The sequence below is a fragment of the bacterium genome, assembly GCA_035945995.1.
Taxonomy (GTDB): domain Bacteria; phylum Sysuimicrobiota; class Sysuimicrobiia; order Sysuimicrobiales; family Segetimicrobiaceae; genus DASSJF01.
Genome location: DASYZR010000165.1, coordinates 1 through 11,234, shown reverse-complemented (window position 1 = coordinate 11,234; position 11,234 = coordinate 1). Strand labels below are relative to the sequence as shown.

Genomic DNA, 11,234 nt, shown 5'->3' with positions numbered 1-11,234 from the left:
TCGGCGCGGCCGACGTCTCCGACGTCTCGGCGGCCGTCCGCAGGATTCGCTCGGTCAAATCGCCCTACGAGCTGGAGCGCATCCGGGCGGCCGCGCGGCTCTCCGACGCCATCCTCCGCGCGGCGCTCGCGACGCTCCACGAAGGCATGACCGAGCTCGACCTGTCGGCCGGTATCGAGGCGGCGGCGCGAAGCGCCGGCCACGAGGGCGTCGTACGGCTCCGCGCCTGGAACCAGGAGACGTACTACGGCGTGATCGCCGCGGGGCCGGCCGCCGCGGCCCCGAGCTTTCCGGACCTCCCGCTCGGCGGCTTAGGCCCGGGGCCCGCCGCGCCCTACGGCGCCGGATGGCAGCGCATCGCGCGCGGCGCCCCGGTGATCATCGACGCGCCGGCCGTGCTCGGCGGCTACATCTCCGATCAGACGCGGACGCTTGTGATCGGACGGCTGCCGGACGCGCTGGGACGCGCTCACGACGCGACGATGCAAATTCTGCACGCCGTGGCGGCCGCGATCAGGCCCGGCGCCACCCCGGAAGCGCTGTACCATCTGGCGCTCGACCGGGCCGGCTCCCTCGGGTACGCCGAGGCCTTCATGGGCGCGGCTCCCTACCGCGTCCGCTACGTCGGCCACGGCGTCGGCCTCGAGCTCGACGAATGGCCCGTCCTCGCCGACGGCTTTACCGACCCGCTCGAGCCGGGCACCGTCTTCGCCGTCGAGCCGAAGCTGATCTTTCCCGGCACCGGCGTGGTCGGTATCGAGGACGAATTCGCGGTCACCGGGGAGGGCTGCGAGCGCCTGACCGTATCGGAGCAGCGGCTGTTTACGGTCTGAGCCGCCTTCTGTCACGTGACGCAGGACGGGTTTCAGCTCATGTCTCTTCTACTCGTCTACTTGTTGTGGCAATTGACGGATGGTAGAATAGATTACAAACATAGGTAGAAAGGTAGATGGAACCGTGGGATTCAACATCAAAAACGACGAGGCGCACCGGCTGGCGAAGAAACTGGCCGGCCTTACCGGGGAGAGCATGACGGCGGCGGTTACGGAAGCGCTCCGCGAACGGCTGGAGCGGGTGCGTCGCGAAAAGGACGGCAATCTCGCCGAACGGTTGCTGGCGATCGGCAAGAAGACCGCCGCGCATCTAAGAGAACCCTTTCGATCCGCCGACCACGCCGAGCTGCTGTATGACGAGCGCGGACTGCCGCGATGATCATCGACACGTCGGCGCTGCTGGCCATTCTTCGCGACGAGCCGGAAGCCGCCGCCTGCGCGGAGGCGATCCAACGAGCGGCCAGCCGGCGCCTCTCGGCGGTTAGTTTCGTTGAGACAGCCGCGGTCATCGACGCCGGCCGCGATCCCGTCGCCAGCCGTGGCTTCGACGACCTCCTGCGGGCCGCGCAGATCGCCGTCGACCCGGTCACCGAGGTGCAGGCACGAATTGCCCGCGACGCCTACCGCGATTTTGGCCGGGGCAGCGGGCATCCGGCGAAGCTGAATTTCGGCGACTGCTTCTCGTACGCGCTCGCGAAGGCCACGGGCGACCCGTTGCTGTTCAAGGGCAAGGATTTCGTCCACACGGACGTGACCCGGGCGATGCCATGAGCGCCGAACCGATGCGGCAGCGCGTGGCGCTTCAGCCGGTCGATGCGATCGAAGTGACGATCGTCGTCGACAACTTCGTGGACCTCTTGATGGCCGGCACGGAGACTGTGCGCCGCGCTCCGCCGGCGTGGGACACGCTGGAACGCGAGGCTCTACTCGCTGAGCACGGGCTCTCGCTGCTCGTCAAGGCGGAGCGCGCGGGCCGCACGGCGACTGTGCTCTACGATGCGGGGTTGGGCCGGTCGACGGCATTGCACAATCTCGATGTGCTCGGCACCAAGGTCACCGACCTGCGCGCGATCGTGCTGTCGCATGGCCACGTGGACCACCACGGAGGCCTCGAGGGCATGGTCCGGCGCCTCGGACGCCGTGGTCTGCCGCTCCTGCTCCACCCCGACGCCTGGCGCGACCGCAAGGCCGTCTTCCCGAACGGGGCCGAGATCCATCTCCCGCCGCCGAGCCGTCACGACCTCGAGCAAGAGGGTGTCGAAATTACCGAAGAGCGCGCGCCGTCGCTGCTGCTCGACGACACCGTGCTGGTCACCGGTCAGGTCGAGCGCGTCACGTCCTTCGAGAAGGGCTTCCCGCTGCAGCACGCGCGCACCCCGGAGGGCTGGGAGCCCGACCCCTGGGTGTGGGACGACCAGGCCGCGGTGTTCCTGCTCCGCGGGAAGGGCTTGGTCGTGCTGTCCGGGTGCAGTCACGCCGGCATCATCAACGTGGTCCGCCACGCGCAGACGGTCACCGGGACCAAACGGATACATGCGGTGGTCGGCGGCCTCCACTTGACCGGCGGCCTCTTCGAGCCGATTATCCCAGACACGATTCATGAGATGGCCGCGATCGGCCCCGACGTCGTCGTGCCCTGCCACTGCACCGGGTGGCGCGCGCTGCAGGAGCTGGCGCGGCGGATGCCGGACGCCTACGTGCACGCGTCGGTGGGCACGTCCCTGCGGTTCGCCTGAGCCGGCCGCGCCTTACTCGAGGCTGACCTCGTCTCCGACACGCCGCGCCTGCGCCTGCGCGTAGGCGAAGCCGGCCGTCGCCACGTCCTCCACGGCCATCCCCAGCGACTTGAACAATGTGATCTCGTCATCGCGCTCCCGGCCCGCGCGCCGGCCGGCGAACACGTCCCCGATCTCCGCCACGATGTGGGCCTCGGTGATCGCGCCCTCGCGAATCGGCCCGACCACGTCGCCGGCCTCGATCAGCGCGGCGGCCCGCGAATCGACGAAGAGCCGCGCCCGGCGCACGACGTCGGTGGCAAGTTCTCGCCAGTCGGACCGCGCCGCGCCGACCGCGTTCACGTGCGTCCCCGGTGAGAGCCACGCCGCCTCGACCACCGGCGTGGTGCTGGCGGTCACGGTGCAGACGACGTCCGCCCCGCGCACCGCCACCTCCGGCGATGATGCGACGGTCACGGAAACGCCGAATCGCTCGCGCGCCTCGGAGGCGAAGCGGTCCGCGCCCGTCTGTGTCCGGCTCCACACGCGGACCTCGGCGGGCGGGCGCACTTCGCGCAGCGCCTCGAGATGGCTGCGCGCCTGGACGCCGGCGCCGAGAAGCGCCAGCCGCCGCGCGCCGCGCCGGGCAAGGCGGTCCGTGGCCGCGGCCGACACCGCCGCCGTCCGCATCTCGGTGATCAGCCGGCCGTCGAGGATCGCGCGCAGGACGCCCGTCGCGGGATCGAGGAGCAGAATCGTCGCCAAGTGCGTTGGCAGATGCCGGCCGGCGTTCCCAGGGTAGACCGCCACCGCCTTGAGGCCGAGCGCCTCGGCGGACTCGGGAGCACCGCCGGAGTCGCCGCTGAGGTACGCCGGCATGACGCCCAGGAAGGCGCCGTAACGATCGACGGCCACGGTGGTCCGGACGGGCTGAACCGCTGCCCCGGCGCTGAACGCCGCGAGCGTGCGCGTCATTAGCGGGATGAGGTCGCGCATCGCGAGCAGTTCGCGCAGGTGCGATTCCCGGAGCAGCAGGGCCATGCGTCACATCCGTGTCCGCCGTGGACGACCGGCACCCTGTTCGGCGGGTACGGCGGGAGGTCCCGCCGCCGTCGTTCGCGCCGTCCGCGACCCTGGTGGTGCAGGGGGAGCGGCGAGGCGCGGCAAACCGGGTTGATCATGGTCGTTCGGACCGTCACCTTCGACGTGTATTCTGCGATGTTCGACACGGTCGCCGGCCTCACGCGCGCGGTGGGAGCATTCTTCGAGCGGCGGGGCCTCGCCGCCGACGCGGCGGCCGCCGCCCGCGCGTGGCGCCGGGCGCAGATGGACTACCTCCTCCTGGCGAACTCGCTGGACCGCGAACCGGCCTCGAACCGTGCCGCGATCGAGGCGTCCGCGCGTCATGTGCTGCGCGGGTATGCGCCGCCGATCGACGACGGCGAAATGCGGACCCTCGTCGAGGCGTGGGAGCGGCTGCCGGCCTGGCCGGAGGCCGCGGAGGTCCTGGCGGAGGTACGGCGGCGGCCGCTTGTGCTCGGCGTCCTGTCGAACGGCGACTCCGGGATGCTCGAGGCGCTCATGCGGACCTTTCCCGTCCGGTTCGACCGCATCGTCTCGGTCGAGGGCGGCAAATTCAAGCCGCACCCCTCCGTCTATCGGAAGGCGCTCGCGCAGATGGAAGCGCGCCCCGAGGAACTGCTGCACGTGGCCGGCTCCGCCAGCGATGCGGCCGGGGCCACGGCGGCCGGCCTCCGGACGATCTGGATCAACCGCGCCGGTGACGCGGTGCTGGACCCGCGATTTACTCCGGCGCACCAATCGCCGGATCTGCGGGGCGTATTCGCGCTGCTCTAGCGACATGGCCAGGCACCGCCGCTTCCGTCAGGTCGATGTGTTTACGACGACTCCGTACGCCGGCAACCCGGTCGCGGTGGTGCTCGACGCGGACGGTTTGACGACCGAAGAGATGGAACGGTTCACGCGATGGACGAACTTGTCCGAGGCGACCTTCGTGCTGCCGCCGACGGATCCCGCCGCCGACTACCGTGTACGAATCTTTACCAGCGGCGCCAAGACCCTGGTGCGGGACACGCCGGCCTCCGAACTTTCCTTCGCCGGACATCCGACACTTGGGACGTGTCACACCTGGCTGGCGGCGGGGGGCACGCCGAAGCGGGACGACGTCGTCGTGCAGGAATGCCCGGCCGGCCTGGTCCGGGTGCGCCGCGGCGCGAACGGGCTGGCATTCGCCGCCCCGCCATTGATCCGGAGCGGACCGGTCGAAGAACCGCTCGTCCGGCACATCGCCTCGGTCCTGCGCATCGACCGAGACGACATCGTCGATGCCGCGTGGTGTGACAACGGCCCCGGATGGGTGGCTGTACTCCTGCCGGCAGCCGCCGCGGTTCTTGCGCTTCAGCCCATCTTCATCGACATCGACCTCGGAGTGGTCGGCCCATACCCCGCCGGCTCCCCGGCGGCCTTCGAAGTACGGGCCTTCTTCCCCAAGCACGGCGCGACCGTCGAAGACCCGGTAACCGGCAGCCTGAACGCCTCCCTGGCGCAGTGGCTGCTCGACGGCGGGCGGGCGAGGGCGCCGTACGTCGCGAGTCAGGGCACCGCGCTGGGTCGGCACGGACGCGTTCATATTTCGCGAGACGACGAGGGCACGATCTGGGTGGGCGGCGGGACGATCACCTGTGTCGGCGGTTACGTCGACCTCTAGTCTTCCGGCGCCGGCATTTGCTGGGATCGACCGACAGTTGCTATGCGCGCAGCGTCTCGAAGAACCTCTGGAGAATCTGCCGACACTCCGCCTCGCACACGCCCCCCGTCACGTCGACGTGGTGAGGGAAACGGACGCCGCGGAAAAGATCGACGACGCTGCCGGCGGCGCCGGCCTTCGGGTCGGCGGCGCCGTACACGAGCCGGTCGACCCGTGCCTGAAGCAGCGCGCCCGCGCACATCGGACACGGCTCGAGCGTCACGTAGACGGTACAGCCCGAGAGCCGCCAGCCCCCGACGTGCCGGGCCGCCTGCCTGAGCGCGAGGAGTTCGGCGTGGGCGGTGGGATCGCGGTCGACTTCGCGCCGGTTCTGTCCGCGCGCGACGATCCGACCGTCATGCACCACGACCGCGCCGATCGGCACGTCGCCGAGGGTGCCGGCCTCCGCCGCCTCGGCCAGGGCCACCCGCATGAGGCGCTCGTCGCCGGATGGAGTTGCGGCAGAGGAGGCCGCGGGCGCGGCGGGTTCGGCGGGCGTCACTCGTTCGGCGGCATCGGCGCGCCCTCGGCGGCGAGGTGCAGCGACTGCAGACCGCCGAGCAGCGCCGTGACCGCCTGCGCGATCTTGCGGGGCCGGTCGGCCTCGACCAGCTCGTCCTCTTTGAGCACCACGCTGGACTGCACGCGCGCGCTGTAGACCGGCGGCGCGTCCTCGGTGGAGAAGTGCTGCTGCAGGCTGATGCTCGGCACGCCGGGTTCCGGACCCGCGGCGCCGATGGCGCGACGCAGCGCCACGACGTCCGGCGGGACCAGCAGGCGGTCCATCGTCACCTCGGTGAGCAGCTCGCCGAACACCTGGACCTCTTCGTGCACCGTGCGCGAAAATTCGACGCCTTCGTCGTACTCCGCAATGTGCCGGCCGAACGACAGCGCGTCGACGAGGAAGCGCAGCTCGGCCCAGGGCCAGGCCGAGGTCTGCGGGGCGTCGGCGGGCGGTTCGCTTTCGAGGTGCACCACGTACCGGTACTCGCGGCTCATGTGGTCCACGTCGACGAGGAACGCGTACCCCGACACGACCAGATGGTTGTCTTCGAGCGCTTCGGTCAGCCGGCCGGCGAATTCATGAAACGGGTCGTGGTAGTCGAGCCGGCCGGCCATGGCGACTACCGGCCGCCGCTACCGTCGACCCGGGCGGCCGCCTCACGCAGTCCGGCCACCTGGACCTGCGCGGCGCGCAGCAGCAGGCGCGGGAGGCCGTCGAGGAACAAACCCGCGCCCTGCGGCCGGTACGTCTCGACGTCCCGCGGATCGAGGGCGAGAATCCCGGACATCGTCTCGGCGTCCTTCGCAGTGCGGAGGATCCGCCGGATCGCGTCCTGCACTTCGGGATGACGCATCTCGCCGGGATGCCCGAGACTCGTCGACAGATCGTTGGGGCCGATGAACAGCATGTCGAGCCCGGGGGTGCGGGCGATGTCCGCGACCGCGTTCAGGCCGGCCCGGGTCTCGATCTGGACGATCGCCAGCACCGTGTCGTTGCTCGCGGCGACGTGATCGGCCGCGGGCACGACGCCCCAGCGGGCGGCCACCGTATTGCCGGCCAGGCTGCGGCGGCCGGCCGGCGGATACCGGCACGCGGCGACGACGTCCGCCGCCTGCTGGGGCGTCTCCACCTGCGGGACCATCACGCCGAGGCAGCCGCTGTCCAGCATCCGGAGAATCGTCTTGGGGTTGGCGTCGGGCACGCGGGCCAGCGGCACGATGCCCGTCGCGCGGCAGGCGCGGCCCATCGCCTGCACGGTCTCGACGTCCAGCGGACCGTGCTCGAGATCGAGCAGCACGCAGTCGTAGCCCGCGACGGCGATGATCTCGACGACCTCGGGCGACGGCAGCGCGCAGATCGTGCCGAAGACCGCCTCGCCATGGCGGACCTTCGTTTTGACAGGGTTGGTCGGCATCGGCAGGTTCCTCCTCCCCTGTGTTCCATCCGGCGCCGGGGAAATCCCGCTGGACGCGCCGGGCGGCGCATCACGCGCGCATGCCGGGCCTGCCCCGCGCGAGGCGCGGGGAGCCTAGGACCTGCCGATCAGCACGCCGGCGAGGAAGACGAGGCTGCCGCCGACGACAACCTGCAGGATCGAGAGCCAGAAGTTCATCGAGAAGTACCGGTAGCGGATGAAGGCGATCGAGATCAGCTCGACGCCGACGACGGCGTAGGCCACGGAGAGCGCGAGTCCGAGGGTCGGGATCAGGAAGGGCAGCGCGTGCAGCACCCCGCCGATCAGAGTGGCCGCGCCGGTGATCATGCCGCGGGCAAACGGGTGTCCCCGGCCGGTGAGTTTACCCGTGTCCGAGAGCGCCTCGGCGAAGCCCATGCTGATCCCCGCGCCGAGCGCGGCCGCGATGCCGATGAGCAGTGCGGTATGTGGATTGCGCGTCGCGAACGCGCTGGCGAACAGGGGCGCGAGCGTGGAGATCGAGCCGTCCATGAGCCCGAGCAGCGCCGGCTGGACGACCTGCAGCAGATAGCTCGTGCTGTGCCGGCCCTCGGACGGCGCAAGCTCCGGCCGGATCGATGGAGCGGCCAATTCCGCCTGTACCTCCGGCATCACGCGCTCCCTTCGTTCGCTCGACTGCCCCGCCCCGCGCCCCGCGCGGGGCCCCGCCCGCGGCACCGCGGGCACACGCCGTGTAGCTCGAACCGCGCGGATCGAATGTCGAATCCGGCCCGCCGGGCGGTTCTCCGCTCCAGCGCCTCGAGCCGTGAATCGGCCACGTCTGTCACCTCGCCGCAGCGTTCGCACACCAGGTTGACGTGGCGCTCCGCCCGGCCGTCGTAGCGCCGCACCCGCCCGCCGACTTCCTGCACAAGCCCGAGTTCGGCGAACAAATCGAGCGTCGTGTACACCGTGGCCCGGCTGACGGCGGGGAAGCGCTCCCGCACGGTTTCGTGCACCGCCTCGACGCTGGGATGCGTGGTCCGGCCCACCACCGCCTCGTAGATCGCAAGACGCTGCGGGGTCACCCGGCCGCCCCGCGCGCGCAGCAGCCGCCCGAGCACCGCCCACCCGGGGGCGGCCGGCGAGGTTTTTCGGAGGATGTCCTTATTAATAACCACTATTGATAATGCTATGCGCCCGCACCCCGGCTGTCAACGCCGGGGCGACAGGGACGCCGGTCGCGCGGCGCCAAGTACCCGACAGACCGAACGGAGGTGATCCATGCGACTCGTGACCTTCGCCGCGCGCGGTCAGACCCGCGTCGGCACCCTGGAGGGCGACTGGATCGTCGATCTCACGCGCGCCGCCCGGGCCCACTACGCCGCCCGGGGCCTCTCGCGCCCCGGCGCGCGGGCCCGGGTTCTGCTCCCGCCGTCGCTCCTCCAGGTGCTGATCGGGGGCGAGGAGGCGTTGGCGCTCGCGCGCGAGGTCGCCGCCGGGGTCCGGCGCGGGCTGGGTGATCCGGGGCGGGCGCGGGAGCTCGAAAGCGACGGCGTGGCATGGCGCGCGGCCGACGTCCGGCTGCTTCCGCCGATCCCGAACCCGCCCAAGATCCTGTGCGTCGGCCGCAACTACGCGGAACACGCCCGCGAGGGCGGCAGCCCGCCGCCGGAGGTCCCGATCTACTTCGCCCGGTTTCCGCACAGCCTCCTCGGGCCCGGCGAGCCCTACGTGCTGCCGGCGGTGAGCGAGCAGGTCGACTACGAGGGCGAACTCACGGCGGTGATCGGCCGCCGCGGCCGCGACATCCCGGAGTCCCGCGCCCTCGAGTACGTGGCGGGCTACACCATCTTCAACGACATCTCGATCCGGGATTTTCAACGGCGCACGTCGCAATGGATGATCGGGAAGAACTTCGACCGCAGCGGGCCCCTCGGTCCCGCCCTCGTCACGCGGGACGAAGTGCCGGACCCGCAGTCGCTCCGGCTCACGGTGGACGTCGGTGGCGAGCGGCTCCAGGACGCAAGCACGGGCACGATGATCTTTTCCGTCGCGCATCTCATCTCGGACGTCTCCCGCGCCCTGACGCTTGAGCCGGGCGATCTCATCGCGACCGGCACCCCGAGCGGCGTCGGGTTCGCGCGAAACCCGCCCCGATGGCTGCGGGCCGGGGACGTCGTCCGCATCTCGATTACCAACCTCGGCACCCTGGAGACCCCGATCGTCCCCGCCGCGGAATGATCGTCCGGTCGCTCGGCGCGCTGCTCCTCCTTGCGATCGTCTGGGGCGGGTCGATCCCGCTGACCAAGCTGGGGCTCCGGGACATCCCGCCGCTCACGCTCACGGCGCTGCGATACCTCGTCGCGGCGCCGTGCTTCCTGTGGCTGTTGCGGCGGCGCCGGCTTCCCCCCGCCCGCGCCTGCGCCGCGGCCGCGGGCCTCGGCCTGCTCGGCATCGGCATCGGGCAGCTGGCGCAGACGCTCGGGGTGCGCGCGACGCCCGCCTCGGTCGCCACCGTCGTCTCCGCCCTGATCCCGGTGTTCGTGGTCGCCCTCGCGGCCGTTCGGCTGCGGCAGCCGATCGGCGGCGTACACCTCGCCGGACTGGCCGCGGCGCTTGCCGGCGTGGCGCTCGTCGCCGGCGGCGATCCCCGGGCGCTGGCTGCCTCGCTTGGCCTCCGTACCGTCCACGCCGGCGCGCCGGCCCTCCCCCCGGGCGCGCTCGGAGGCGTCGGGCTCGTCTTGCTGTCCGCCGTCGCGGTCGCGCTCTACTACGTGCTGAGCGTCGAGCTGATCGAGCGCTACTCCGTCATCACCGTGGCGGCGCTGAGTTCGCTTGCCGGCGCGGCCGCGCTCGTGCCGGCGGCGGCCTGGGAGCTCGGGCACGCGCCGATGCGTGTGACGATCACCGGCACGGCGGTAGTGCTGTATCTCGCGCTCCTCGTGACGGTGGCCGGCCTGTGGATATGGTTCGGGGCGCTCACGCGCCTGCCCGCGCGCATCCCGGCCGCGCTGCAGTACCTGCAGCCGATCGTCGGGGTCGGCGCGTCGGCCGTTCTTTTCGGCGACCGCCTCGATGCGCGGTTTTGGAGCGGTACGGGTCTGGTGCTCGCCGGCATCGCACTCAGCGCCGGCCGCGGCGCCGCCTCGCTCCGCGCCGGGGGACGGCCGAACGGACGCGGGTGGGGAAATGGCGGCGTCGCGAGGGCCGCGCGAGACGGGGTATAAATGACGTACGGCTCCGCCCGGTTTCCACGGCGGATGCATTGCGGCGAGGGACGGTCCGGCAACGCCATGCGACTCCGCCCGGACATGGTCGCCGGTTCCGTTCCTCGTCGCAGGATCTTCCCGCACGCGTCCTGTTTGCGCGTCAAGAAAGGGGCGCTGATCCGATTCGCCGAACCGGCGTAGCCATGAGCCGCCGCCGTATGGTCCTGGTGGTGATGGCCGCCCTCGCCGTCGTCGCCGGCGTCACGTTTCGCACGGCCGCAGAGCTCACGGTCAAAGGCGACGCCGCGGCGTGGCGCGAGGTGATGGCGGCCTATGACAAGCTGAGCGCGCTCGCGGGCTATAAGATGAAGGGCGCGATGCCCGGCGGGCAGACGATGGTCGTCGAAATGGCCCGGGCCGGGACGGCGCTCCACATGACGATGCAGGGCGGGAACGGCGCCATGGAGGTCATCCGGGTGGGCGACCAGTCGCGCTACCGGATGACGGCGCCGGGGGCGCCGGCCGGATGGATATGCCAGGGCCTTCCCGAGTTTCAAAAGCCCGGCGATCCCGCGGCGCTCCAGGGCACAGTGGAGATCGCCCGCGGCCCGGACGCGGCGATCGACGGTCAGCCGGTGCGCGTCTATGTCTATACGATCCAGACCTCGGTGGCGGGTCTCTCCGGCAGCTTCAAGACGACGCTCAACGTCGGCACCGGAAACGGGTTGCCGCGACGAATGGTGACGGACACCCCGAACGGGGAGCAGACCTTCGATTTCTACGACTACGGCGTGCCGAACGAGATCACG

At 71.1% G+C, this 11,234-nt stretch carries 15 protein-coding genes; 9 read left to right on the top strand and 6 right to left on the bottom strand.

What is annotated here, in order from left to right; all coding sequences use genetic code 11:
• The 4 genes from VGZ23_19470 to VGZ23_19455 all read left to right on the top strand — a co-directional run.
• The coding region (locus tag VGZ23_19470; GenBank protein ID HEV2359775.1) for a Xaa-Pro peptidase family protein at positions 1–833 on the top strand (833 nt) is incomplete at its 5' end.
• Positions 834–957: 124 nt separating this feature from the next.
• Positions 958–1,212, top strand: a complete 255-nt coding sequence (locus VGZ23_19465; protein ID HEV2359774.1) for a type II toxin-antitoxin system VapB family antitoxin — start codon at positions 958–960, stop codon at positions 1,210–1,212.
• Positions 1,209–1,604, top strand: a complete 396-nt coding sequence (locus tag VGZ23_19460; protein HEV2359773.1) for a type II toxin-antitoxin system VapC family toxin — start codon at positions 1,209–1,211, stop codon at positions 1,602–1,604. Before VGZ23_19465 ends, VGZ23_19460 begins: the two co-directional genes overlap by 4 nt.
• The gene (locus tag VGZ23_19455) at positions 1,601–2,569 is read left to right on the top strand and encodes an MBL fold metallo-hydrolase (GenBank protein HEV2359772.1); all 969 of its coding nucleotides are present in this window, start codon (positions 1,601–1,603) and stop codon (positions 2,567–2,569) included. The genes VGZ23_19460 and VGZ23_19455 overlap by 4 nt, the downstream gene beginning before the upstream one ends.
• A 12-nt stretch (positions 2,570–2,581) precedes the next feature.
• On the opposite strand, the gene VGZ23_19450 is transcribed toward VGZ23_19455, so the two are convergent.
• Positions 2,582–3,589 carry an ornithine cyclodeaminase family protein gene (locus VGZ23_19450; protein HEV2359771.1) on the bottom strand — a complete coding sequence of 336 codons (1,008 nt, stop codon included), beginning with the start codon at positions 3,587–3,589 and terminating at the stop codon, positions 2,582–2,584.
• Between the two features lie 138 nt (positions 3,590–3,727).
• Here VGZ23_19450 and VGZ23_19445 point away from each other — a divergent pair, with 138 nt between their 5' ends.
• Complete coding sequence (locus tag VGZ23_19445; GenBank protein HEV2359770.1) at positions 3,728–4,405, top strand: HAD-IA family hydrolase; 678 nt, start codon at positions 3,728–3,730, stop codon at positions 4,403–4,405.
• A gap of 4 nt (positions 4,406–4,409) precedes the next feature.
• Entirely contained in the window at positions 4,410–5,276 is an 867-nt protein-coding gene (locus tag VGZ23_19440; GenBank protein ID HEV2359769.1) for a PhzF family phenazine biosynthesis protein, read from the top strand.
• 40 nt (positions 5,277–5,316) lie between these two features.
• Here the strand turns inward: VGZ23_19440 and tadA are convergent, their stop codons facing one another.
• The 5 genes from tadA to VGZ23_19415 all read right to left on the bottom strand — a co-directional run bounded on the left by tadA (position 5,317) and on the right by VGZ23_19415 (position 8,394).
• Complete coding sequence (gene tadA, locus VGZ23_19435; protein ID HEV2359768.1) at positions 5,317–5,817, bottom strand: tRNA adenosine(34) deaminase TadA; 501 nt, start codon at positions 5,815–5,817, stop codon at positions 5,317–5,319.
• Positions 5,814–6,434: a hypothetical protein gene (locus tag VGZ23_19430; protein HEV2359767.1), complete on the bottom strand. Its 621-nt coding sequence runs from the start codon at positions 6,432–6,434 to the stop codon at positions 5,814–5,816. Before VGZ23_19430 ends, tadA begins: the two co-directional genes overlap by 4 nt.
• Before the next feature lie 5 nt (positions 6,435–6,439).
• Positions 6,440–7,234, bottom strand: a complete 795-nt coding sequence (locus VGZ23_19425; protein HEV2359766.1) for an aldolase/citrate lyase family protein — start codon at positions 7,232–7,234, stop codon at positions 6,440–6,442.
• Positions 7,235–7,348: 114 nt separating this feature from the next.
• Positions 7,349–7,885, bottom strand: coding sequence for a VIT family protein (locus VGZ23_19420; protein ID HEV2359765.1), 537 nt, complete (start codon positions 7,883–7,885; stop codon positions 7,349–7,351).
• A complete protein-coding gene (locus tag VGZ23_19415; GenBank protein ID HEV2359764.1) occupies positions 7,885–8,394 on the bottom strand; it encodes a Fur family transcriptional regulator in 510 nt (169 codons plus the stop codon). The genes VGZ23_19420 and VGZ23_19415 overlap by 1 nt, the downstream gene beginning before the upstream one ends.
• A 103-nt stretch (positions 8,395–8,497) precedes the next feature.
• Here VGZ23_19415 and VGZ23_19410 point away from each other — a divergent pair, with 103 nt between their 5' ends.
• From VGZ23_19410 to VGZ23_19400, 3 genes are all read left to right on the top strand, one after another.
• Complete coding sequence (locus tag VGZ23_19410) at positions 8,498–9,457, top strand: fumarylacetoacetate hydrolase family protein (protein ID HEV2359763.1); 960 nt, start codon at positions 8,498–8,500, stop codon at positions 9,455–9,457.
• Positions 9,454–10,443 carry a DMT family transporter gene (locus tag VGZ23_19405; GenBank protein ID HEV2359762.1) on the top strand — a complete coding sequence of 330 codons (990 nt, stop codon included), beginning with the start codon at positions 9,454–9,456 and terminating at the stop codon, positions 10,441–10,443. The genes VGZ23_19410 and VGZ23_19405 overlap by 4 nt, the downstream gene beginning before the upstream one ends.
• Positions 10,444–10,628: 185 nt before the next feature.
• A partial coding sequence (locus VGZ23_19400; protein ID HEV2359761.1) for a hypothetical protein occupies positions 10,629–11,234 on the top strand: 606 nt, incomplete at its 3' end.